The organism is Sphingomonas jeddahensis (genome assembly GCF_001981525.1).
GTDB lineage: Bacteria > Pseudomonadota > Alphaproteobacteria > Sphingomonadales > Sphingomonadaceae > Sphingomonas > Sphingomonas jeddahensis.
This window is the reverse complement of record NZ_MPSB01000004.1, coordinates 20,269-44,142: the sequence shown is the minus strand read 5'-3', so window position 1 is coordinate 44,142 and position 23,874 is coordinate 20,269. Positions and strand designations below refer to the sequence as shown.

Genomic DNA, 23,874 nt, shown 5'->3' with positions numbered 1-23,874 from the left:
TCAGGTTTACAACGCTGCGGCTGCGTTGCAAGCAATGGCTATTCTGGCCGGCACATGGGCTGAGGGAGGCCCGGGCCAGATAAAGGGAAGGAAAGAAACGTGGTTAGCATGACCAAGAGCGCGCTGCTGCGCGGGGTTGCGCCAGTCGTCTTCGGTGTCGCACTTCTGTCGACCCCGGCTATGGCGCAAGTTGAAACGACGGCCGAACAGCCGGGCACTGGCCCGATCGAAGGCCAGCTTGAACAGTCTTCGTCCGATGGCGAGCCCGCCACCTCGGGCGGTTCGACGGACATCGTCATCACCGGTTCGCGCCTGCGCGCGCCGAATCTGGACAGCGCCAGCCCGATCACGGTGCTGAGCCCGGCCGAAATCCGCCAGACCGGCACGACTCGCGTCGAAGATCTGATCAACTCGCTGCCGCAGGCGTTCGCCAGCCAGAACTCGGGCTATTCCAACGCCTCGAGCGGAACCGCGACGATCAACCTGCGCGGCCTCGGATCGGAGCGTAACCTCGTCCTGGTCAACGGCCGCCGCCTGATGCCGGGCGACCCGACCTCGTCGGCCGCCGACATCAACACGATTCCGGGTGCGCTGGTGAAGCGCGTCGACGTGCTGACCGGCGGTGCTTCGTCGGTGTACGGTGCGGACGCTGTGACCGGCGTCGTCAACTTCGTGATGGACACCGATTTCGAAGGTTTCCGGATCGACGGCCAGTATTCGTTCTACAACCACGACAACCGCGCGGGCTCCGACGTGAAGCGCGCGCTCAATGCACGCGGTTTCGGCGCGCCGGACGGCCAGGTTGCCGACGGTGGCACGATCGACGCGACCATCGCGTTCGGCACCAGCTTCGATGATGGCCGCGGCCACATCACCGCTTACGCCGGCTATCGCAACATCAACGCGGTAACGCAGGATCGCCGCGACTATTCGGCTTGCGCACTTGGCCCGTCGACGGCGGCGCAGCGTGCTGCAGGGCTGGGCAAGTACAATTGCGGTGGTTCGGCGACCTCGGCGAACGGCACGTTCTTCACCAACGACGCAACGCTTCAGCTTGGGCCGGGTGGCACGTTCATCCCGGGTTCGACGCCGTTCAACTTCGCACCGACCAACTACTTCCAGCGTCCGGACGAGCGCTACACCGCTGGTTTCTTCGCGAACTATGAAATCTCGGATGCGATCAAGCCGTACGCCGAGTTCATGTTCATGGACGATCGCACGGTTGCGCAGATCGCGCCGTCGGGCAACTTCGGCAACACCTTCTCGATCAACTGCGGCAACCCGCTGCTTTCGGCAGCGCAGTCGGCTGTCGTCTGCGCACCGGGCAACCTGCTGACCAACGCGGACGGTTCGGTCGTCGCCGGTGATCCGGCAGCGGTGTTCATCGATCCGATCAGCGGCGCTTCCTACAACCGCGGTTTCCTCCAGATCCTGCGTCGTAACGTTGAAGGCGGTCCGCGGCGCGACGATCTGCAGCACACCAGCTATCGTTTCGTGGCGGGTGTCCGCGGTGATCTTGGTTCGGCGTGGAACTATGACGCCTTCTACCAGTATGGCCGCACCAACTTCGCCGAGACGTACTTCAACGACTTCTCGGTCAGCCGTCTGACCAACGCCCTTGATGTCATCACGGGTCCGGACGGTACGCCGATCTGCCGCTCGGCTCAGCCCGGTGGCACCGATGCGAACTGCGTTCCTTACAACATCTTCGGCGGCGGCGTGAGCCAAGAGGCGCTGAACTATCTCCAGGTGCCGGGCTTCCAGCGCGGCATCAACGGCGAGACGGTGGTCAACGCCTCGATCAGCGGCACGCTGGGCGAATATGGCGTGCAATCGCCTTGGGCCGAAGAAGGCCTGGGTGTTGTGCTCGGCGGTGAATATCGTCGTGAGACCCTCGACTTCTTCGCCGACGCGACCTTCCAGACCGGCGACCTTGCCGGCCAGGGCGCGGCAACCCTTCCGGTTGCGGGTAGCTTCGACGTGAAGGAAGTCTTCACCGAAGTCCGTCTGCCGATCGTCAATCAGAACTTCATCCACGATCTGACGATCACCGGCGGTTATCGCTATTCGTCGTACAACAACTCGGCCGGTGGCTCGTTCGACACGGACACCTACAAGATCGAGGGTGAGTTCGCGCCGATCCGCGACATTCGCTTCCGCGGCGGCTACAACCGCGCCGTTCGCGCACCGACGCTGCAGGATCTGTTCGCGCCTAACCGCGTCGCGCTCAACGGCTCGCAGGATCCCTGCGCCGGTTTCGCGATCACGGCGGCTGACACGGGCTGTTTGGCACAGGGCCTGACCGTTGGGCAGACCGTGGCTGAAAACCCGTCGAACCAGTACAACGGCTTGATCGGCGGCAACGCCAATCTGGCGCCGGAAATCGCGGACACCTACACCGTGGGTGTGGTTCTGCAGCCGAGCTTCCTGCGCGGCTTCGCCCTTTCGGTCGATTACTTCGACATCACCCTGAAGGGCGCGATCACCGGCATCGGTCAGGACACGATCGTAGGTATCTGCACGGACACCTCCGATCCGTTCTACTGCGGCCTGGTCAACCGCGACCAGTTCGGTTCGCTGTGGCGCTCGAACAACGGCTATGTCGTTGATACCACGCAGAACATCGGTGGACTGTCGACCAAGGGCATCGACGTCAACGCCAGCTACACCGTCGGTCTCGGTGAAGCAGGCAGCGTGGGCCTGAGCTTCGTCGGCACGTATCTCGACGAACTGATCACCGATCCGGGCGTGTCGGACGCGTATGATTGCGCCGGTCTGTACGGCAACATCTGCGGTACGCCGAACCCGAAGTGGCGCCATCAGGCGCGCGCGAGCTACACCGCACCGAACGGCCTCGGCCTGTCGCTGCGTTGGCGCTACTTCGACTCGGTCGCGCTCGACACCGCCGTTGGTGGTTCGAACACGCCGGCCGATAGCCGTCTGGCAGCGCAGAACTACTTCGATCTGGCGTTCACGGCGAAGGTTGGCGACAACTTCAACTTCCGCCTTGGTGCGAACAACCTGCTCGATCGCCAGCCGCCGATCACCAGCTCGGCGAACTGCCCGGCGGGTCCGTGCAACGGCAACACCTGGGTTGGCGTGTACGACGCCATCGGTCGCTACATCTACACGGGCATCACGCTGGACTTCTAAGTCCGGCCTGAAAGCCAGCAACCTTGGACGGCGGGCAGCAATGCCCGCCGTTTTTCTTTTGAACGATGCCGCGCTAAGCCAGCGGCGATGTCCACCGCGCCCGGAGCCGCCCTGCCGAACCCAGCCGCCGCGCTCGCGGCACTCCGGCGTGCGGTGCCCAACGACGCTGCCGGTGCCACCCGAGCCGGGCTGCTCGCGATGCAGGTCGATCGCGAGGAGGAAGCCGTTCCGCTGCTGCGCCAGGCGGCCGAACGCCACCCGCGCGAGGCGCTATTGTGGCAGGTGTTCGGCCTGGCCGCGCGCAACACCGGCGATCTTGCCACTGCCGTCGAGGCGCTCACCCGCGCGCGCGCGCTCTCGCCCCGCGACGGCCGCATCGCCCATGGCGCCGCGCGTGCGCGGCTGGAGGCGGGCTTGCCCGCCGTGGACGATTTCCTCGCCGCGCGCCGCCTCATCCCGGTCGATGGTCCGCTGCTGCAAGGGCTCGCCGCCGCGCGTTTCGCAAACGGCGACGTGGCCGGTGCGATCGCGGAGATCGAAGCAGTGGTGCAGGCCCAGCCGCTCTGGCTTGACGGCCACGCCACGCTCGCGCGGCTGCGGCGCATGGCGGGCGACGCCGACGACCTGCGCAGCTATCGCACGGCGGCAGCCCGAATGCCGGACAATCCCGCCGTCTGGTCCGCCTGGCTGTCGACCCTCGCGCTTGCCGAGCGTTTCGGCGATCTGCCCGGGGTGGTTGCGGAGGCGCGCGCGGCGATCGGTGCGCATCCGGCACTTGATCATTTCGCCGCCATCGCCGCCGACGAAGGGGGCGATCACCAGGCTGCAGGGGCTTATTTCGACAGCCTCGCCGACAGCGCGGATCCGGCTGGCCTCGCGTGGCGGGTCCGCTCGCTGATCCATCGCGGCCGCATCGAGGAAGCGGGTGCGCTCGCACTACGCGGCGCCGCCGTGCGTGGTGAAGGACGAGCGTTATGGCCGTATGTCGCGCTCGCCTGGCGCATGATCGGCGACGCGCGCTGGGCCTGGCTTGAAGGCGACCCAGCGTTCGTCCAGGTCCACGACATCAGCGATGCGCTGGGCGACCGCGAGGTCCTGGCTGCGCGGCTGCGCACGCTGCACATCGCGCGTGACCAGCCGCTCGACCAATCGGTGCGCAAGGGAACGCAAACCGACGGCCCGCTGTTCGCCCGGATCGAACCGGAGATCGTGCGGCTGCGCAATGCGATCCGCGGCGCCGTTTCGCGCTACATCGACACGCTGCCGCCGCAGGACACGAGCCATCCGTTGCTCGCCTGTCCCCGTACGCCGATCCGCTTCGCGGGTTCGTGGTCGGTGCGGCTCAATGACGGCGGCTTCCATGCCGATCACGTCCACAGCCACGGCTGGATCAGCTCGGCGCTCTACGTGTCGCTGCCCGAGCGGCTCGGCGGTGAGCGGCGTGAGGGCTGGCTGACGCTCGGCGCATGCGAGCGGCTGGTGCCGAGCCTGCCGCCGTTTCGCGAGATCGCGCCGCGCCCGGGAACATTGGTGCTATTCCCGTCCACCATGTGGCATGGCACGCGGCCGTTCGACGCTGGTGAGCGGTTGACGGTGGCCTTCGATGTGGCGCAACCGCGCTCGCTATGAGCCAGGAACAAGCCGAAGCCGCACTGCTGCGCGAGATCGCCGCCCTCGCCAATGCTGGCCGCCTCGCCGCAGCGCGCGACCGCGCCGAGGAAGCGCTAGCAGCGCGGGATGCGATGCCTGTGCGCGAGCTTGCCGCGATGCTCGCGCTGCGACTAGGCGATCGGGCGGGCGCGGTGGCGCATCTGGATCGGCTGCATGCGGCGCGCCCCGATGATCGCGCGATCCGCCTCAATCTGGCCCAGGCGCTGACCGGTACCGAGGATGTGTCGCGGATCGCGCCGCTGCTCGCGCCGTTGCCGTCAGAGCCGCGCGTCGATCGCATCGCGGCCTATGCCGCGCTGCGCGGGGGGGAACATGCCGCGGCGCTGGCGCTATACGCGCGCGTGCTCGAGGCGTGGCCGGAGGACGCGGAAAGCTGGGCCAATCGCGCGCAGGCCGAACTGGCGCTGGGCGATGGCGATGCGGCGATTTCGTCCCTGGAAACCGCGATCACTCATCGGCGTGACGCGGTCCCCTTCTATCTTGCCTTGATCGCAGTGCTCGAGCGGCTCGACCGGCAGGAGGCCCGCCGCACCGTGGCGCGCGACGCGGCGGCGATCGCACCCGACAATGTCGACGTCCAGCTCGCCCTGGGGCTCGCCGAAGCGGCCAATGGCGATGACAGCGCGGCGGAGGCTGCGCTACGCCGCGCGGTGACGCTCGATCGCTCGCGTCCGGAGGCGATGCTCGAGCTGGGGCTGCTGCTGGAGAGCCGCAACCGGCTGGATACACTGGCCGAGCTCATCGTCCATGTGCGCCCCTATGCCGGCGGCGAGCTCGCGCTGCTGGAGGGCTGGCTCGCGTTCCGGCGCGGCGAACTCGATCGGGCGGCGGTGCATGCCGGGGCGATCCCCCCAACGATCGGCGCGCACCGCCGCGCGCACCTCCGGGCGCTGATCGCCGATCGACAGGGTGACGCCGCAAAGGCATTCACGCTGTTCGAGGAGATGAACGCTGGCGCGCTCGCGGTGAGCGGGCCGGCGCCGGCGCGGCGCTATCGCGATGGCGTGGCGGCAAGCACGGAGGCACTCCGTGCCGCCCCTGTTGCGGCCGTGGCGGCGGGTCAGCATAGCAGTCCGGTGTTCATCGCCGGCTTCCCGCGGTCGGGCACCACGTTGCTCGACACGCTGCTGGGACGCCTGCCGAATGCCCATGTGCTGGAAGAACAGCCGCTGGTGCCGGCGCTGGAGCGAGCGGTCGGCGATCCGGGGCGTATTGCTGGCCTGGATGGCGCTGCGTTGACCGCACTGCGGGCGCAGTATCGCACCATGGCGGCCGAGATCGTGCCGCAGGCCGATCGCCGGTTGCTGATCGACAAGCATCCGCTGCACATGGCGCGCATGCCGCTGATCGCCCGGCTGTTCCCGGGTGCGCCGGTATTGCTGGTGGAGCGGCACCCGTATGACGTGGTGCTCAGCTGCTTCATGGCCAACTTCCGCCTCAACGGCGCGATGCGCAGCTTCACCGACCTGACCGAAGCGGCGCTGACCTATGATACCGTGTTCACCGCCTGGCGGGAGGCGGAGACCCGGCTGGGGCTGAACGCCCACCGCATCCGCTACGAACGGCTGGTCGCGGATCCGGAGCCCGAGTTGCGCGCGGCGCTGGCGTTCATCGGCGCGGACTATTCGCCCGAGCTGCTCGACACCGCCGCCGCGGCGCGGGAGCGTGGGCCGGTTAAGACCGCCAGCTATGCGCAGGTGATCGAGCCGATCCATCAGCGCGCAGTGGCGCGCTGGCAGCGGTATCGCGGGCAGCTGGCGCCCGTCATCCCCATCCTGCGCCCGTGGGCGGAATGGATGGGGTATGATGGCTGAGCGTCAGTTGTTCTTCGTGCGCAGCGCCTGGTTGCGGTCGAGATCGCGACGTTCCATCGCCTGAACCTCGGTCCATTCCGCCGCGGTGCGACAGATCTTGCGCTTGCCGAGACGGCTGCCGGTGGTTTCAACCGTGCGGCACACCATCCGGTTTGGATCGCTCTTGTCCTCCTTGGGGTGGCTCACCGTCTGCGCGGAAGCGGCAACAGGGGTGACAAGCAGGGCTGCGAAAAGCGTATGTGCGACGATGTTCATGAGACGAAGTTCCCGAGCTTTCTGACTCGTCCGATAGCAGCCGCGCTTGATCGTGTCAGCAAGCCGCGCTGACGCGTCGTCTCATTCCGGTTGCACGGCTGTACTTGCGCGCGATCAGAAGATGCCCAAGAACTTCTTCCGCTGTTCCTTGCCAGGCTTTTCCTGACCCTTTTCGTCCTTGGCGGTTGTGCCGCGGCCCACGTCGTCGCGCTTCTCGCCCTTGCTGGTGCGCTGTGCCGCTGCAGTTGCTCCGCTCAGCACCGGGCCGCATGCCGCTGACTTGGCGTCGCCTACATCAACAAAGGCCAGCACGCCTGCCAGCGGCGCGGCAGCGATCGCCAGGCCCAGCCCTGCGCCAGCTCGGCCGATCAGTTCGGGGCTGATCACGTCGAGCGAGGGTGCGGAGAAATGGCCGCCCAAGCCGACCGGTGACTGGCCTGAAAACAGGCTGAACTTCTTGGCATCGGCGCGCACCGCAAGGTCGATCGCTTCGGTGCGGAAGCTGAAGCCCCCGCGACCGAGGATCACGTTCTTGCGGGTGTCGATCAGGATCGGGTCCGCCGCTGCGATCCCGCCCCGCACAGTGAACGCCACCAGCCCGCAATTGATGCTGACCGGTTCCTTCAGCTTGCCGGCAAACATCTTCTGCGCAAACGTGCCGATGTCGATTTCGGCAAGCTGCGCATTGCGCGTCCACAGCGTGCCTTGCGGCATGATGAAGGCGATCCGGCCGCTCGCGCTGGCCAGCGAATCGGCGATTGAATCGCCGCGTCCGGCAAGCTGCACGCGGCCCTTGATCGTCCCGCTGGTGCCTGATTCCGTAACGCCCCAGCCGGCCAGCAGCCGGCCCATCGCGGTGGGCGCAAGGCGAATGTCATATTTCACCGCGCTTGGCCGCTGGCGCGTATCGAACACGATGTCGGTGGAAACATTGCCGCGCGACATGGCGAAGTTGAACGGCGACATTGCGAGCCGCCCGCGATCGAGATCGAGCTTCAACTCCATGTTCGAGATCGGCACCCGGCGCGATTTCACCTGCCGGACCGTCCAGGTGAGATCGGCGTCGAAGGCCCGGATCTTCTCCACCGGTAAGTCATTGTCCGGCAGCAGCTTCTGCGGCCCCGAGCCGGTCGCGGCCGCCGCCGCGACGGCGCCTTTCTCCGCAACAATGTCGGGATTGTAGCCAACCAAGACGGAGGCATCGACGATGTCGAGGCTCTTGGTATCGATCACCGAATCGAGGTGCAGCCGCTCGCCATTGGTAACGGTCAAACGCCCGGCTACGTCGCTTTTGCCCACCACGCCGGCCATGCGCGTGAAGCGATAGACTTCGCCCTCCTTCACCATCCGGGCCTTGAGGTCGTACGCCCGCGTTTCCGGCAGCACCACGCCGATGATGCCGAGCAGCTCCGAAAGGTCGCGTCCGCGCCCGCGCGTCTGGAACGGCACATTCTCGATCTCGGCCAGCGACGGCAGTGTCCCCGACACATCGACGATGTTGTTCGCCGCCCAGGCGCGCGCGGTGAGCTTGTTCTCGCCGCGGTTCACCGTGGCGTCCGGGGACAGCAACTGCGCGGAGACGCGGAACGGCGTATCCCGGATCCGCCCGTCGCCCTGCACCGCCACTGCCTGGCCGATCCGCGCATTCTCCGATCGGATGTCCTCGATCCCGAGGTCCGCAAGCAATCGCATCCGCGGATCAAGGTAGCGCACCGTGGTCCCGCGCACCGTTGCCACGTCGATTCGCGGAAACTCCAGCGGTTTGCCGCCCTTCTTCTCGCTGAACGTCCATGTGTTGGTGCTGTGCCCGGCGTTCCATTCCAGGTCCGCCGCACCATTCTCCAGATCGAGCGAATAAAGCCGCCGCTTGCCGAACAGCAGCGACAAGGGCGCGATCCGCGTGTCGATCCGGTCGGCGCGGAACAGATAGGGCCGCGTCGCCCAGGCCGGGTTGGCGATGGTGAATCGCTCGGCGTAGAACTTGATCCGCCAAGGCGCGAAATACAGCTGGAAGTCGCCGCCGACGCGCACCTCGCGGTTGGTCATCCGCCCGACCACCGATTCGAAGGTGCCCTTCAGGAAACGGCCCTTGGTGACGTACAGCACCAGCCAGATCAGCGCCGGGATCGCGACGATCGCGATCACGATGTTGCGGATGATCCGCCGCCGCCGCCGCGCGCGCCGTTCGTCCGGACGCACCGCCCCGGCCGGATCGTTACGCTGGCTCACCGTCTCCATCGGGGCGGAATCGCTTGGTACGCGCATTGGTTGCATTTGCCCGCCACCGCCGCTAATGGGCCCGCTTCTCCAAGCGAGGTGAAACGAACCGCCCGGCCATCAGGGCTGCCGCGGCGGTTCCAGTCTCGCTCGAACTGAAAGGACCAAAATGCCCAAGCTCAAGACGAAGAGCGGCGTGAAGAAGCGCTTCAAGCTCACCGCAACCGGCCTGTTGAAGCACGGCGTCGCCGGCAAGCGCCACCGCCTGCTGCATCACACCGGCAAGTACATCCGCCAGAACCGCGGCACCAAGGTGCTGTCGAAGGCCGACACCGCCACGGTGAAGGCCTGGGCCCCGTACGGCCTGCGTTGAGCTAAGAGGAGCTAAGATATGGCACGCGTCAAGCGGGGCGTAACCACTCGCGCCAAGCACAAGAACATTCTGGAACAGGCCAAGGGTTACCGCGGCCGTCGCAAGAACACGATCCGCGTCGCGCGGCAGGCGGTCGAAAAGGCCGGCCAGTATGCGTATCGCGATCGCAAGGTGAAGAAGCGCACCTTCCGCGGCCTGTGGATCCAGCGCATCAACGCCGGCGTCCGCGCCGAGGGCCTGACCTACAGCCAGTTCATGCACGGGCTGAAGCTGGCCGGCATCGAGCTCGACCGGAAGGTCCTGGCCGACATCGCGATGCACGAAGGCGAGGCCTTCACCGCGCTGATCGCCCAGGTGAAGTCGGCGCTCCCGGCGCAGGCCGCGTAAGCGCCTTCTCCGGCAAACGACACAAAGGGCGTGGGTGGCGACACCCGCGCCCTTTGCGTTTGTCGACATCCCCGCCCACTATTCGTCATTCCCGCGAAGGCGGGAATCCATATTCTCCGAACCCAGGTGAGGAGAAGCAACGATGCCGAAGCAACCCTGCGTCTACATCCTCGCCAGCGGCAAGCACGGCACGCTCTACATTGGCGTCACCTCGAATCTGCTAACCAGCCTCCACCAACACCGCGAAGGATTGATCGAAGGGTTCACCACCCGCTACGGGGTGCATCGCCTCGTCTGGTTCGACATGGCAGACGCGATGGAAGCTGCAATCACGCGCGAGAAGCAGCTCAAGAAGTGGAACCGCGACTGGAAGCTGCGGATGATCGAGGAGAGCAATCCCGAGTGGCGCGATCTGGCGATCGACCTCGGTTTCGCTCTGGTCGAGAAGCCAGCGCGTATGGATTCCCGCCTCCGCGGGAATGACGGGATTATGCGCGGGAATGACGGAACGGGAAAGCATGACCGAGACTGACGACCTGAAAACTCACCTGCTCACCGCGATCGAAGCCGCGGCCGGGCTGGACGCGCTCGAAACCGTCCGCGTCGAGGCGCTCGGCAAGCAGGGCCGCGTCACCGCGCTCTTGAAGTCGCTCGGCAGCCTCACCCCCGAGGAGCGCCAGGTGCAGGGCCCCGCGATCCACGGCCTCCGCGAAGCGGTCACCACCGCCATCGCCACCCGCAAGGCCGCGCTCGAATCCGCCGCGCTCGAAGCCAAGCTCGCCGCCGAGCGTGTCGACATGACGCTCCCGGTCGACGTGCCGCTCGCCGGCACCATCCACCCCGTCAGCCAGGTGATGGACGAGCTCGCCGAGATCTTCGCCGATTTGGGCTTCGCGGTCGCCACCGGCCCCGAGCTCGAGACCGACTGGCACAATTTCACCGCGCTCAACATCCCCGAGAGCCACCCGGCGCGGGCGATGCACGACACATTTTATCTCGCCGGTGAGCACACGCCCGAGGATCGCGAGCGCCCCCGGCTGCTGCGCACCCACACCAGCCCGGTGCAGATCCGCACCATGCTGTCGCAAAAGCCCCCGATCCGCATCATCGCCCCGGGCCGCACCTATCGCAGCGATAGCGACGCGACCCACACGCCGATGTTCCACCAGGTCGAAGGGCTGGTGATCGACAAGGGCATCACCATGGGCCACCTGAAGTGGACCCTGGAGACCTTCCTCAAGGCCTTCTTCGAGCGCGACGACATCGTGCTTCGCCTGCGCCCCAGCTACTTCCCCTTCACCGAGCCATCGGCGGAGGTCGACGTCGGCTACACCCTGCAAAAGGGCAAGCGCGTGATCGGCGGCGGCGGCGATGTCGAGAACGGCGGCTGGATGGAAGTGCTCGGCAGCGGCATGGTCCACCCCAAGGTGATCGCCGCCTGCGGGCTTGATCCGGAGGAATGGCAGGGCTTCGCTTTCGGCTGCGGCATCGATCGCCTCGCCATGCTGAAATACGGCATGGACGATCTGCGCGCCTTCTTCGACGGCGATATCCGCTGGCTCAAGCACTACGGCTTCTCCGCCCTCGACGTGCCGACGCTGAGCGGCGGCGTCGGCGCGGCGTAACGGTTGCCACCAACACGGCGTCACCCCGGCCTTGTGCCGGGGTCCACCGGGCCGCAAATTCCACAATTGTAGGATAAGCGGAACGGTGGATGCCGGCACGAGGCCGGCATGACGGATCATGCAAATGCCCCGGCAGGGGTGACGGAAAGCAGATGCGATGAAATTCACCCTTTCCTGGCTCAAGGATCACCTCGACACCGCCGCCTCGCTCGACGAGATCGTGGTCGCGCTCACCCGCATCGGGCTTGAGGTCGAGGGCGTCGAGAACCCCGGCGAGAAGCTCGCCGCCTTCCGCATCGCCAAGGTGCTCACCGCCGAGCGTCACCCGCAGGCCGACAAGCTCCAGGTCCTCTCGGTCGACGCCGGCGACGGCCCGCTGCAAGTCGTCTGCGGCGCGCCCAACGCCCGCGCCGGCCTCGTCGGCGTGTTCGGCTCGCCCGGCGCGACCGTTCCGGCCAACGGCATGGTGCTTAAGGTCGCTGCGATCCGCGGCGTCGAATCGAACGGCATGATGTGCTCCACCCGCGAGCTGGAGCTGGGCGACGACCACGACGGCATCATCGAACTGGCGAGCGACGCACCTGTTGGCGCGGTCTACGCCGACTGGGCCGGCCTCAACGATCCGGTGATCGACGTCTCGATCACCCCCAACAAGCAGGACTGCATGGGCGTCCGCGGCATCGCGCGCGACCTCGCGGCGGCCGGGCTGGGGACGTTGAAGCCGCTAGCGGTGCCCTCTTCTTCCGTCATCCCCGCCCCCTCTTCCGTCATCCCCGCGAAGGCGGGGATCCATACACGCAACGCCAGCGAAGGCGCCGCACCGTCAGAGAATATGAATTCCCGCCTCCGCGGGAATGACGGCGCGGGTGTGGCGCCCGTCACCGGCGAAGGTCCCGGCCCCGACATCCGCATCGAAGACCCCGCCGGCTGCCCCGCCTTCTACGCGCAGGGCGTCACCGGCGTTGCCAACGCCGCCGCGCCCGAGTGGCTTGCCAAGCGCCTCCGCGCCATCGGCCAGAAGCCGATTTCCGCGTTGGTCGACATCACCAACTACGTCACCGTCGATCTCGGTCGTCCCCTGCACGTCTATGACAAGGCCAAGCTGAGCGGCGGCCTGGTGGCCCGCAAGGCGCGCGCCGGTGAAACGGTGCTGGCCCTCAACGGCAAGACCTACTCGCTAGACGAGACGATGACCGTCATCGCCGACGACCAGCACGTCCACGACATCGGCGGCATCATGGGCGGCGAGGAATCGGGCGTATCCGAGACGACCACCGACGTGATCATCGAATGCGCCTTCTTCGATCCCGATCACATCGCGCGCGCCGGCCAGAAGCTCGCCCTCACCAGCGATGCGCGCCAGCGCTTCGAGCGCGGTGTCGACCCGGCGTTCCTCGACGACGGCCTCGCCATCGCCACCCGCCTCGTCCTCGACTTGTGCGGCGGCCAGGCAACCGGCGTCACCCGCGCCGGCGAACCGCCGCTCGGCATGCGCAGCTATAAGTACGATCCCACCCGCGCCGAAACGCTCGGCGGCCTCGCGGTCGCGCCCGAACGCCAGCGCACGATCCTCGAAACGCTCGGCTTCACCGTCACGGACGATTGGAATGTTACGCCTCCGACATGGCGCCGCGACGTCGACGGCCCCGCCGATCTTGTCGAGGAAGTGATCCGCATCGAGGGCATCGACAACATCCCCTCAGTTCCGCTCGCCCGCATCCCCGGCGTCGCGACTCCCACGGCGACCCCCGAACAGAAGCTCGAACGCCGCGTCCGCCGCGCCGCCGCCGCACGCGGTCTCGACGAAGCCGTGACATGGAGCTTCCTTTCCGAGGCCGAGGCCGCGCCGTTCGGTGGCGGCGCCTACGCCCTCGCCAATCCGATCAGTGAAGACCTGAAGGTCATGCGCCCCTCGCTGCTCCCCGGGCTCCTGTCGGCCGCATCGCGCAACGTGCGCCGCGGGCAGGGCAGCGTGCGCCTGTTCGAGATCGGTCGCCGCTACCTCGCCGAAAAGGAGCGCGCGACATTGGGCCTCGTCCTCGCCGGAGAACGCCGCGCGCGCGGCTGGCAATCGGGCAAGCCGCAAGCCTTCGACGCCTTCGACGCCAAGGCCGAGGCGCTGTCGCTCCTCGCCGCCGCCGGCGCCCCGGTCGACAACCTCCAGGTGTTCGGCGAAGCCGGCGACGCCTGGCACCCCGGCCAGTCCGGCACGCTGCGCCTCGGCCCCAAGACGGTGCTCGCCGCCTTCGGCATCCTCCACCCGCGCGTTTGCCAGGCGTTCGACCTCGACACCGGCGTCGCCGCGATGGAACTGTATCTCGACGCGATCCCAGCAAAGCGCGGCGCCAGCTTCATGCGCCCCGCCTACACGCCCCCCGCGCTGCAAGCCGTCCGCCGCGACTTCGCCTTCCTCGTCCCCGCCGATCTCGCCGCGGATTCACTCGCGCGTGCGGTAAAGGGCGCCGACAAGGCCACGATCGTCTCCGCCCGCGTGTTCGACGTCTTCACCAAGGACGGCGAGACCTCGATGGCGGTCGAGGTAGTGCTGCAACCGGGCGACAAGGCGTTCGTCGAAGCCGAGCTGAAGGCGATCGCCGACAAGGTGGTGGCGGCAGCCGCCAAGCTGGGTGCAAGCCTCAGAGGATAGCCACTACCGCCGTTTGCCCTGAGCTTGTCGAAGGGCTGCCCTTCTTCGAGAGGAAGGGCAGGGCTTCGACAAGCTCAGCCCGAACGGACTAGGGGTGCTCAAGGACTGAGGAATATCCGTCATCCCCGCGAAGGCGGGGATCCATACACGCCGACGTTCCGGCTCTATCGCAGGCGTCAGCGTTTATGGCTTCCCGCCTCCGCGGGAATGACGACGAAGGAGGCAAAGTGACCAACTGGATCACCATCGCGAACGATCACCTGACGGCAGCGATCAACCCGCTCGGCGCCGAGCTATCCTCGCTCAAGGATGCAGCCGGCCGCGAGCTGATGACCGACGCCGATCCCAAGTTCTGGACCGGCCGCGCCCCGCTCCTCTTCCCCGTCGTCGGCAAGCCCTCGGGCGAGGTGATCCGCATCGACGGCAAAGAATATCCGATGAAGCAGCACGGCTTCGCCCGCCGCCTGCCCTTCACCCTGACCGACCACAGCGCCACCCAAGCCACCTTCCGCCTCGAAGCCAGCGACGAGACGCGCACCCACTACCCCTACGACTTCATCCTCGACGCGACCTTCCGGCTCGACGCCGCGACGCTCCATACCGACATCGCGATCACCAATCCGAGCGCAAACGAAATGCCGGCGAGTTTCGGTTTTCACCCCGCGTTCGCATGGCCGCTTCCCGGCGGCCCGGAAAGGCACCGCCACCGTATCGTGTTCGCCCGGCACGAACCCGACGGCGTACGTCCGATCGCCGCTGACGGCACGATTTTGCCCGGCACGGCCCGCAGTCCGCTCGACGATCGCACGCTAGCGCTGACCGACGACCTGTTCGCGCACGACGCCCTGGTCTGGGACGACATCCGCTCGAAAAGCGTCACCTACGGCGCCGACGACGACGGCCCCAGCCTCGAGATCGCCTTCCCCGACACCCCCATGCTCGGCATCTGGACCAAGCCCGGCGCCCGCTACATCTGCGTCGAACCGTGGCACGGCATCGCTGACCCACACGGCTATGTCGGTGAATTCAAAGACAAACCCGGCATCTTCATGGTGCCCGCGGGGGGTGTGAAGCACATCGCCATGTCGGTAACGTTGCGCCCATGAAGCTAGAAACCCTGATCGGAGAACCCTGGGGCGATTACGGCCTGGTCGATTGCGGCCACGGCCGCAAGCTCGAGCGCTACGGCGACTATCGCTTCATCCGTCCCGAACCGCAGGCGCTCTGGGCGCCCGCGCATAACGACTGGAAATCGCACGGAGAATTCATCCCCGGCAGCGACGAGGACGGCGGCGGCCAATGGCATTTCAGCCGCCAAACTCCGCGCGACGGCTGGCCCCTGTCATGGGGCATCGGTCCCGGATCCGTCCGCTTCACCGCCCAGACCACGCCCTTCCGCCACCTCGGTTTCTTCCCCGACATGGCACCCGTCTGGTCCTGGCTGCGCGAGAAGCTGACGGGCCTCGCCGAGCCTGAGGCATTGAATTTGTTCGGTTATACCGGCGTCGGCACGCTAGCACTCGCCGCGCACGGAGCCAAAATGGTCCACGTCGACGCCTCCAAGAAATCGGTCGAGGCCGCCCGCGGCAATGCCCGCCTGTCCGACATGGCCGACCGCCCGGTGCGCTGGATCGTCGACGATGCCGCCAAGTTCGTCGCGCGCGAGGTCCGCCGCGGCCGCCGCTACGATGCGATCCTGCTCGATCCCCCCAAATACGGCCGCGGCCCCGATGGCGAGATCTGGCGGCTGGAGGAGCATCTTCCTGAATTGATCGCCAATTGTCGCCAGCTGCTCGACACCAACTCGCGCGCCTTGTTCCTCACCGTCTATGCGGTGCGCATGTCCGCCCTGGCGATTGGCGAGATGCTGCGCCAGACCTTCGCCGACCTCCCCGGCACAGTGGAATGCGGCGAACTCGGCGTGCGCGAGGAAGCGCGCGGGCTGGTCCTCCCCACGGCGATCTGGGCTCGGTGGTCGAACGGTTAGGTTCACGCGAGGGCGCGAAGACGCAAAGGTGTTCCGCTTGAGGTCAGCGGCTCCTCTCTCTCGTGCGCTTCCTCTTTGCGCCTTCGCGCCTTTGCGTGAAATCCTTCTTCTTCCGCTCGCCGCCGGGTGACCCTATTTAACGCAGGTAATCGCCGCGGCCGGATGGATCCGCCATCTTCGGCCCGGCCGTGAAGGAGTTATCGCCCGCATGGACCAGCTCAACCTGTCCGAAGCCGAATGGAAGCAGCGGCTTACCCCCGAGCAATATCATGTTCTGCGCGAGGCCGGCACCGAGCGCCCGTACGCAGGCAAGTATAACGACAACAAGGCGGACGGCATCTATCATTGCGCGGCCTGCGCGCTGGAACTGTTCGATAGCGCCGACAAGTATGATTCGGGTTCGGGCTGGCCAAGCTTCAGCCAGCCGATTTCGCCCGAGACAGTGACGGACCATCGCGACACCAGCCACGGGATGACCCGCATCGAGTCGCGCTGCGCCCGGTGCGACAGCCATCTCGGCCATGTCTTCCCGGACGGCCCGCCGCCAACTGGCCTTCGTTATTGCATGAACTCGGTGAGCCTGGATTTCCGCGCGCGTAAGTGATGGTCTGACGGCATTGGCCCACTCGCCCTGTCATCCCAGCTACGGTGGGGATCCATAAGTAGACGCGGGCCATTGAGCCGGCACGGCAGCCTCTATGGATCTCCGCCTTCGCGGGATGACGAAGCCGGAACGGGTCGGCGCTAAGCGGTGCGGCAACAACGCCGCGCCACCTTGTTAAGCCCAGCCTAAGCTTCTATTCCCCAACGCGCATCCGATGGCCCGCCGTCCCGCTCCCCGCTCGCCCTGGCGCCGCCGCCTGTCGATCACGATCAAGGTCCTGATCGCGCTTGCCGTGCTCGGCCTCGGCGCGCTTCTCACCGCCGTCTATATCGCGCGCGCGCAGCTTCCCTCCTTCGAGGAGCTGAAATCCTCGCCTAACGGCCAGATGATCCGCGTCCATGCCGCCGACGGCACGGTGCTCGTTTCGATCGGCCCCAGCTATGGCGAATGGCTGCCGTTCGATCGCATCCCGCGCATCATGCGTCAGGCGACGATCGCGGTGGAGGACAAGCGCTTCTACAGCCACTTGGGCGTCGATCCGATCGGCGTCGCGCGCTCGGTCAAGGTGCGGTTCGATCGCGGCCGCTGGGTGCAGGGCGGCTCGACGATCACGCAGCAGCTCGCTCGCAACGTTTTCCTCAACAACCAGAAGAAGTTCGGCCGCAAGTTCCGCGAATGGATCCTGGCGCTCGCCATGGAGCGCAAGTTCAGCAAGGAACAGGTGCTCGAGCTGTACCTGAACAAGGTCTATTACGGCGGCGGCGCCTACGGCATTGACGCCGCGTCGCGCAAATTCTTCGGCCATGGTGCGAACCGTCTGACGCTCAGCGAGGCAGCGATCATCGCCGGGCTTGTAAAAGCGCCCTCAAATTACTCGCCGACTGCTGACGCTCAGGCGGCGGTTGATCGCGCGCAGGTCGTGCTGCGGGTGATGGCGGAAAATGAGGTCATCAGCGCGTCCGAAGCCGCGGAAGCGAGCCCGCAGGACGTGAAGCTCGCGCCCGAGCCCAAGCAGAACAGCGTCCGCTACTTCACGGATTGGGCGCTGCCGCAGCTCGAACTGCTGATCGACGAGACCGAAAAGCCGCTGGAGGTGTGGACCACGCTCGATCTCAACATGCAGCGCGCGGCCGACGCCGCGGTGCGCGCCAATGCCCCCGGCGGCGCGCAGGGCGCGCTGGTGGCGCTCGATCGCGATGGCGCGGTGCGGGCAATGGTCGGCGGCAAGGATTACGTCTCCTCGATCTACAACCGCGCAACGCAAGCGCAGCGTCAGCCCGGCTCGGCGTTCAAGCTGTTCGTCTATCTCGCCGCGCTCGAAGCGGGGATGACGCCGGAATCGACCGTGGTCGACGAACCGGTGACGATCGACGGCTGGAGCCCGCGCAACAGCTCGCGTCGCTATTCGGGACAGGTGACGCTGCGCACCGCCTTTGCTTACTCGCTTAACACGGTGGCCGCGAAGCTCGGCCAGCAGGTCGGCTTCACCACGGTCGCCGACATGGCGCGCCGCTTCGGCATCACCACGAACGTCAACACGCACCCGTCGATGGTGCTCGGCACGTCAGACGTCCGCCTGATCGACATGACCCGCGCCTTCGCCAGCGTCGCCAACAAGGGCGTCGCGGTCACGCCTTATGGCATCACCAAGGTGAGCGCGAACAACGAGGTGATCTACCAGAACGAGGTCGATCGCAGCCGGGTGCTCGTAGCGCCCTATGTCGCGGCGCAGATGACCGACCTGCTCCAGACCGCCGTCAACACCGGCACTGGCCGCGCCGCGCAGATCGGGCGCCCGGTGGCGGGCAAGACAGGTACCACCTCCTCCTCCAAGGATGGCTGGTTCCTCGGCTTTTCGTCGGGGATCACCACCGGCGTGTGGATGGGGCGCGACGATGCCAAGGCGATCGGCGGGCTTGCGGGCGGCGCTGCGCCGGCCAACGCCTTCCGCCAGTTCATGGTCAAGGCCGTCGCCAAGCGCCCGATCGAACAGTTCGAGACCGAAGTGACGCTTCCCGAATGGCAGCTGGAGCCCGACGAGGAGAGCTATTTCGGGGAGCCTGATAACAGCGTCTTTGTGGATGAAAGCGGCGATCCAGTCGATGTTGAGGGTGCGCCGCTGCCCGCGGATTCCTATGGGCAAGGTATCGAGCGCCCATCATCACGCCGTGAGCGGCCGGTGCAGGACGGCTATTATGAGGAGGGGCCATCACAACCGGGGCCGCAACCGCAGCCGCAGCAGCGGTTGGATCAAGACTGGATTGATCGCGTGACCGGCCGCGAGCAGCCCGGAGAACCCTCACGCGACCCGCGTCGCGACCGGCGTTATCAGCCCGCCCCCGAGGACGAGCGCCCATACCAATGAAGGCTTGCGCCATTGGTGCGCAGCCATTGGCGGTGCGGCGTCGGGTCGCTGCCGTATAGCTGCGCGACGAGCGCATGAAAGGCCGGGGAGTGATCCATGTGCACGCGGTGCGCCACCTCGTGCGCGGCGGTTGCGCGGCGCACCGCTTCGGGCGCGAGCACCAGCCGCCAGCTGTATCGGATCGCACCCGTGCTGGTGCAGCTCCCCCAGCGCCCCCGCGCGTCCCCGATCGCGACTTTTTGGACCGTGACATTGGCGAGCGCGGCATAATGCGCCGTGTCCGCTTCCAGCAATCGCAGCGCCTCGCGCCGCAGCCACGCCTCCGCCCGTCGCGCTACCGTCCCCTGCGGTCCCGACAGCAGCAGCGTGTCGCCCTCGCGCCGAACGATGCGAGACGTGCCCTCCTGCCAATCGATCGTCAGTGCTTCGTCACCAAACGGAATCACTGCGCCGGGTTCGAAAGGGCATCCTTTCGGCAGCTGCGCCCGCTGTGCGGCGATCCAGTCACGATAACCCGCGGCCCAGGAGAGCGCCTTTGTGGCCGAGGCACGCTTGGGGATGATCAACCGCACGCGCCCGCTCGCCGGATCAAACGCCAGCTTCACACGTCGCGCGGTGGGATGGCGAACGATCTCGATCGCATCTTCATGGTTCGTGCCGAGCGACGCGAAGACGCCATCCCGCAAGGGACCGGAAGGGGCCGTCACAGCTTCCGATCGACGAGGTGATACTCCAGCTCGCCCGCATCATCCTCGCTGATCGTCCAGCCCTTCACCGACTCGCCGGCCCGATGCACCGCGTCGCGATCACCCGTTTTCAGGTAATGCCAGTCGGGCAATTGCTCGCCGTTCAGCCGCAGTCGATAGGCACATGTGGACGGCAACCATTCTATCGCATCGACATTGCGCATCGACAGCCGCACACACTCGGAAACGTAAGCGTGACGGTGCTTGTAATTGGAACATTGTCCCGTCCGTCGGTCGAGCAACTTGCAAGCCACATTGGTGGCGAACAACTCCCCGGTCTCCTCATCCTCCAGCTTGTGAAGGCAGCATTTGCCGCAGCCATCGCACAAGGCTTCCCATTGCGCGCGGTCCAGTTTGTCGAGCGGCGTGTCTTCCCAGAATCGGTTCATTCAGCCCAGCGTGTGATCTCGTCGGCGATGGCCGGCGGCGGCCCTTCTTGCGGCAACAGGGCAAGCGGTTTGCCATCGGGTGACATAAGGTACGCCTGCCGGCTGTGATTCATCAGATAGCCGCCTGCAGTGCCTTCGCCACGCTGATAGAAGATTGCGAACTCCTTGGCCACCTTGGCGATCGCTTCAGGCGAACCGGTCAGCCCCACCATGCGGGGGTGAAAGGCCGATGTGAATTGGTTCAGCACTGCCGGCGTATCGCGCTCCGGATCGATCGTCACGAACACCGGCACGATTCGGGCCGCCAGATCGGGGTTGCTCTTCTCCACGAGTTTCAGCCCCGCAGCTAGGTTCTGCACATCGACCGGGCAGACATCGGGGCAGAAGGTGTAGCCGAAATACATGATGCGATACTTGCCGGCGAGTGCCTGGTCGGAGAACGCGTTGCCGTTCTGGTCGGTCAACGTAAACGGCCCCCCGATCTTGGCGCCTTCCAGCGGCGGCCGCGACGGAGCCTGCGCGGGTGAGCAGGCGAGCAGGGCGATGGGGGCAAGCGAGGCGAGAAGACGTGGGTTCATGGCATCGCCAGCCTTGATCTGCTAAAAACGCCGCAGCAACCATCAAATGGGCCGTTTATCCGTGAAAATGCTGCGTCACCTGCTCGTTTCCACCATTTTGTTCGCATCGCTGCCGGCAGCGGCCCAGCAGCAGTCGCAAGGCTACAAATTCCTGGAAGCGGTGCGCAAGGAAGATGGGGACGCAGTTGTGAAGATGCTCGACCAGCCCGGTCAGCGCATCGTCAACGCGCGCGACGTCACCAGCGGTGAGGGCGCGCTGCATATCGTGGTCAAGCGGGGTGACTCCACCTATCTGCGCTACCTGCTCCAACGTGGTGCCGATCCCAACATGCGCGACGGCCGGGGTGACACGCCGCTGCTACTTGCGGTGCAATATGGCCACAACGCGCTGGTCGAGGTCCTCACCGCCGGCAAGGCCAATCCGAACCTTGGCAACGGCGGCGGTGAGACGCCGCTGATCCGGGCAGTGCAGAAACGCGACTTGCCGCTGGTTCGCAGCCTGCTCGCGGCAGGTGCCAATCCCGACCAGACCGACAACATCGCCGGCATGTCCGCGCGAGATTATGCCCGCGCCGACACGCGCGCGCCCGCAATTGCCAAGCTGATCGATGAAAAGCCGAAGAAAGCGGTGCGCGCGGTCGCGGGGCCGAGGCTGTAAGCGCAGCTCCGTGCTTTGTGGCGGATTGTTGCTATGGTTAATCCGCTATGGACATATTTGTATTTTGCGTAAATCTTCTCTGGCGACGTGGGGGCGTCGGGGGAGGCGAGCTTGGTGGGGGCGTGCTCCGGACAGGGTGACTGCGGCCGGATAAGTCGGGCGCGCGCAGCAGCAGGCCGGGCTTAATGGCGCGGCCGCTCAACATCTTGATCATCGGCCACAATTATGCGCCGGAACCAGTCGGTATCGGTCCTTGTACCACCGGCATGGCGGAGATGCTGGCGGCCTGGGGCCACAGCGTGCGGGTGATCTGCGGCACGCCCAGCTATCCGCACTGGACAGTTGCCGAGGGCTACGCCGGGTACCGCATCAGCTCGGCCAGAGAAAATGGCGTTGCCATTACCCGCCTGCCTCACTTTGTGCCGGCGAGCCCGCAAGGCTGGTGGCGAATTCTGCACCATCTCAGCTTCGCCTTGCTGGCGTTCATGGCGCTCATCGCTGCCTGCTTGGTGCGCCGCCCGTCGGTGATCATCGCCATTGCGCCGTCCATCCTGTCCACTCTGGTCGCCCGCACGGTCGCCGCTGTGATCGGTCGACCCTTATGGGTGCATGTCCAGGATCTGGAGGTGGATATCGCCCTTGCCACCGGCCACCTTCCGCGCACCCGGATCCGGGCGCGCGTGCTTCGCTGGATTGAGCGATGCGCCATGAACGGTGATCGCGTCAGCAGCATCTCACCAGCGATGTGCGCGCGCTTGGCCGAAAAAGGGATCGCGCCAGACCGCATCGTCGAGTTTCGAAATTGGGCGCAGCCTGACGTGCGGCCGACGGACGCACTTTCTCCCTTCCGAAAGGAGTGGAACGTGCAGCGTCCGCATGTCGCGCTCTATTCAGGCAATATCGCCGCCAAACAGGGGATCGGGATCGTCGCCGAGGTTGCGCGTCTGCTCGCGCATCGCGGCGATATCTTGTTCGTCATCTGCGGCAATGGCCCCAACCGCCCCGCGCTGATGGCCGCCGCCGCTGGGTGCGAATCGGTCACCTTCTTCGACCTTCAACCGGCCGAGCGGCTCTCTGATCTGCTGAGCATCGCAACGGTCCACCTATTGCCGCAGATTGCCGGCGCGGCCGATCTGGTGCTGCCATCCAAGCTGCCCAACATGCTCGCCTCCGGCCGGCCGGTCATCGCGACTGCCGAACCATGGACCGGGCTGGCGCATGAGGTGGAGGGATGCGGATTGGTAACCCAGCCGGATGACGCTGCCGCTTTTGCTGCCGCGATCGCCCGGTTGATTGACGACGTCCCACTCCGCAAGGCGCTTGGCACGGCCGCCTGCGCGCGAGCTGCCGAACGCTGGAGCAAGGCGGCTATCCTCACGAGGTTTGAAGGCGAGCTACGCTTGCTCGTGGCGGAATGGGAGGGGCGGCGCTTGCGCCGTCGCAACTGGCGGTCTGCGGTCCAAGAGCCACTCGCCGAGTAGCAGGGCGCGAGCGGCGGGGAAGCGGCGCAGGATCAGCCACAGGCCGAGCGGCATTAGCGCGCACAGCGCTGCCACCGCGGCTTTGCCCATGTGGTCGCGAAGCGCGTAGAACAGCGTCAGGTGTCCATACATGATGACCAGGCTGGCCCGTCCCAACGCCGCAATCGGCGAAACACTGGGCGCCCGCTTGGCAACCGTCAGAATGAGATGGCAGAGGCCCAACGCCGCGACGATGCTGAGCACCGGCGTTCCGACCTCCGCGATCTTCAGATCGAGCGGGCGCGACACCGCTGCCAGCGAACCGGCACCCAGCGCGATTGCCGTCAGCGGCCAGCCGAGCGCATCGGCATGCCGGCGGTGCAGCGCGCCAGCGACGAAGAAGAATGTCGCGGCCGGCACGCTCACGAGGCCCCAGGGGTTCGGCATGCGAGGGATCACATGCGTCACTGCCAGCAACAACACGGCGATAATGAGTACTTGTTGCGGTGGCCGACGCAGGATCAGCACGGCGGCGAGCTGGACGACATAAAGGCACGTTACGAACCAGAAAATTCCGAACGGGCCGACCAGAAACGTGCCCCCTAGCAGCATCCGCGCCAGCGCGGCGGCCGGCCGCTCCCAAGGCAAGTACATCGGGTGGCCGGCGGTGAGCGCGACGAGCACATCAAGCCCCGCCACGATCACCAGCCACATCGCATATGGAAGCAACAGCGTGCGCGCGCGCCGGTGCGCAACGTCAGCAAATGCCTTGGGCGTAAACACCATGCCGGACAGCATGAAGAACAGCGGCATGTGGAAATGAAACGTCGCCGCCCAAACGGCGGGGTCGCTGGTCACATGGCCAGCGACCACCGCGACGATGCCGAACCCACGCGCTGTATCGAGCCAGTCGATCCGTTCCCCCATGACGCGATGGTAGCGAAG

At 66.3% G+C, this 23,874-nt stretch carries 20 protein-coding genes; 14 read left to right on the top strand and 6 right to left on the bottom strand.

Annotated features, from left to right (window positions below; translation table 11 throughout):
• The first annotated feature begins 108 nt into the window (after positions 1-108).
• From SPHI_RS06010 to SPHI_RS06000, 3 genes are all read left to right on the top strand, one after another.
• Positions 109-3,153, top strand: a complete 3,045-nt coding sequence (locus tag SPHI_RS06010) for a TonB-dependent receptor domain-containing protein (protein WP_076744000.1) — start codon at positions 109-111, stop codon at positions 3,151-3,153.
• An 87-nt stretch (positions 3,154-3,240) separates the two neighbouring features.
• Positions 3,241-4,782 (top strand): 2OG-Fe(II) oxygenase family protein, encoded by a 1,542-nt coding sequence (locus SPHI_RS06005; protein WP_076743999.1) that lies wholly within the window; start codon positions 3,241-3,243, stop codon positions 4,780-4,782.
• Positions 4,779-6,638: a sulfotransferase family protein gene (locus SPHI_RS06000; protein WP_076743998.1), complete on the top strand. Its 1,860-nt coding sequence runs from the start codon at positions 4,779-4,781 to the stop codon at positions 6,636-6,638. The genes SPHI_RS06005 and SPHI_RS06000 overlap by 4 nt, the downstream gene beginning before the upstream one ends.
• A gap of 3 nt (positions 6,639-6,641) precedes the next feature.
• On the opposite strand, the gene SPHI_RS05995 is transcribed toward SPHI_RS06000, so the two are convergent.
• Both SPHI_RS05995 and SPHI_RS05990 read right to left on the bottom strand, forming a co-directional pair.
• Positions 6,642-6,893: a hypothetical protein gene (locus SPHI_RS05995; protein WP_076743997.1), complete on the bottom strand. Its 252-nt coding sequence runs from the start codon at positions 6,891-6,893 to the stop codon at positions 6,642-6,644.
• A 114-nt stretch (positions 6,894-7,007) separates the two neighbouring features.
• Positions 7,008-9,158 carry an AsmA family protein gene (locus SPHI_RS05990; protein ID WP_408640477.1) on the bottom strand — a complete coding sequence of 717 codons (2,151 nt, stop codon included), beginning with the start codon at positions 9,156-9,158 and terminating at the stop codon, positions 7,008-7,010.
• A 121-nt stretch (positions 9,159-9,279) separates the two neighbouring features.
• Between SPHI_RS05990 and rpmI the strand changes: the two genes are divergently transcribed.
• The 9 genes from rpmI to SPHI_RS05945 all read left to right on the top strand — a co-directional run bounded on the left by rpmI (position 9,280) and on the right by SPHI_RS05945 (position 19,098).
• On the top strand, positions 9,280-9,483 hold the full coding sequence (gene rpmI / locus SPHI_RS05985; RefSeq protein ID WP_076743996.1) for a 50S ribosomal protein L35: 204 nt from the start codon (positions 9,280-9,282) through the stop codon (positions 9,481-9,483).
• Positions 9,484-9,501: 18 nt separating this feature from the next.
• Positions 9,502-9,870, top strand: coding sequence for a 50S ribosomal protein L20 (gene rplT, locus SPHI_RS05980; protein ID WP_076743995.1), 369 nt, complete (start codon positions 9,502-9,504; stop codon positions 9,868-9,870).
• Positions 9,871-10,012: 142 nt separating this feature from the next.
• Positions 10,013-10,402 carry a GIY-YIG nuclease family protein gene (locus SPHI_RS05975; protein WP_076743994.1) on the top strand — a complete coding sequence of 130 codons (390 nt, stop codon included), beginning with the start codon at positions 10,013-10,015 and terminating at the stop codon, positions 10,400-10,402.
• A complete protein-coding gene (pheS, locus tag SPHI_RS05970; protein WP_076743993.1) occupies positions 10,389-11,495 on the top strand; it encodes a phenylalanine--tRNA ligase subunit alpha in 1,107 nt (368 codons plus the stop codon). The genes SPHI_RS05975 and pheS overlap by 14 nt, the downstream gene beginning before the upstream one ends.
• Positions 11,496-11,652: 157 nt before the next feature.
• Entirely contained in the window at positions 11,653-14,142 is a 2,490-nt protein-coding gene (gene pheT / locus SPHI_RS05965; RefSeq protein ID WP_076743992.1) for a phenylalanine--tRNA ligase subunit beta, read from the top strand.
• 227 nt (positions 14,143-14,369) lie between these two features.
• Positions 14,370-15,248 carry an aldose 1-epimerase family protein gene (locus SPHI_RS05960; RefSeq protein ID WP_083719855.1) on the top strand — a complete coding sequence of 293 codons (879 nt, stop codon included), beginning with the start codon at positions 14,370-14,372 and terminating at the stop codon, positions 15,246-15,248.
• Positions 15,245-16,129 carry a class I SAM-dependent methyltransferase gene (locus tag SPHI_RS05955; RefSeq protein ID WP_076743990.1) on the top strand — a complete coding sequence of 295 codons (885 nt, stop codon included), beginning with the start codon at positions 15,245-15,247 and terminating at the stop codon, positions 16,127-16,129. The genes SPHI_RS05960 and SPHI_RS05955 overlap by 4 nt, the downstream gene beginning before the upstream one ends.
• Positions 16,130-16,337: 208 nt before the next feature.
• The gene (gene msrB, locus SPHI_RS05950; RefSeq protein ID WP_076743989.1) at positions 16,338-16,733 is read left to right on the top strand and encodes a peptide-methionine (R)-S-oxide reductase MsrB; all 396 of its coding nucleotides are present in this window, start codon (positions 16,338-16,340) and stop codon (positions 16,731-16,733) included.
• 214 nt (positions 16,734-16,947) lie between these two features.
• On the top strand, positions 16,948-19,098 hold the full coding sequence (locus SPHI_RS05945; protein ID WP_083719853.1) for a transglycosylase domain-containing protein: 2,151 nt from the start codon (positions 16,948-16,950) through the stop codon (positions 19,096-19,098).
• Here SPHI_RS05945 and SPHI_RS05940 read toward each other — a convergent pair.
• The 3 genes from SPHI_RS05940 to SPHI_RS05930 form a co-directional block, all read right to left on the bottom strand.
• Entirely contained in the window at positions 19,062-19,736 is a 675-nt protein-coding gene (locus SPHI_RS05940) for a M48 family metallopeptidase (protein ID WP_076744158.1), read from the bottom strand. The two genes, SPHI_RS05945 and SPHI_RS05940, sit on opposite strands and share 37 nt — an antisense overlap.
• Positions 19,737-19,801: 65 nt before the next feature.
• Entirely contained in the window at positions 19,802-20,233 is a 432-nt protein-coding gene (locus SPHI_RS05935) for a YcgN family cysteine cluster protein (RefSeq protein ID WP_076743988.1), read from the bottom strand.
• Positions 20,230-20,811 carry an SCO family protein gene (locus tag SPHI_RS05930; RefSeq protein ID WP_076743987.1) on the bottom strand — a complete coding sequence of 194 codons (582 nt, stop codon included), beginning with the start codon at positions 20,809-20,811 and terminating at the stop codon, positions 20,230-20,232. The genes SPHI_RS05935 and SPHI_RS05930 overlap by 4 nt, the downstream gene beginning before the upstream one ends.
• Before the next feature lie 46 nt (positions 20,812-20,857).
• Here SPHI_RS05930 and SPHI_RS05925 point away from each other — a divergent pair, with 46 nt between their 5' ends.
• The gene (locus SPHI_RS05925; RefSeq protein WP_233130736.1) at positions 20,858-21,469 is read left to right on the top strand and encodes an ankyrin repeat domain-containing protein; all 612 of its coding nucleotides are present in this window, start codon (positions 20,858-20,860) and stop codon (positions 21,467-21,469) included.
• A 185-nt stretch (positions 21,470-21,654) separates the two neighbouring features.
• Complete coding sequence (locus SPHI_RS05920; RefSeq protein WP_076743985.1) at positions 21,655-22,950, top strand: WcaI family glycosyltransferase; 1,296 nt, start codon at positions 21,655-21,657, stop codon at positions 22,948-22,950.
• On the opposite strand, the gene SPHI_RS05915 is transcribed toward SPHI_RS05920, so the two are convergent.
• On the bottom strand, positions 22,864-23,856 hold the full coding sequence (locus SPHI_RS05915) for an acyltransferase family protein (protein WP_076743984.1): 993 nt from the start codon (positions 23,854-23,856) through the stop codon (positions 22,864-22,866). The two genes, SPHI_RS05920 and SPHI_RS05915, sit on opposite strands and share 87 nt — an antisense overlap.
• Positions 23,857-23,874 lie beyond the last annotated feature (18 nt).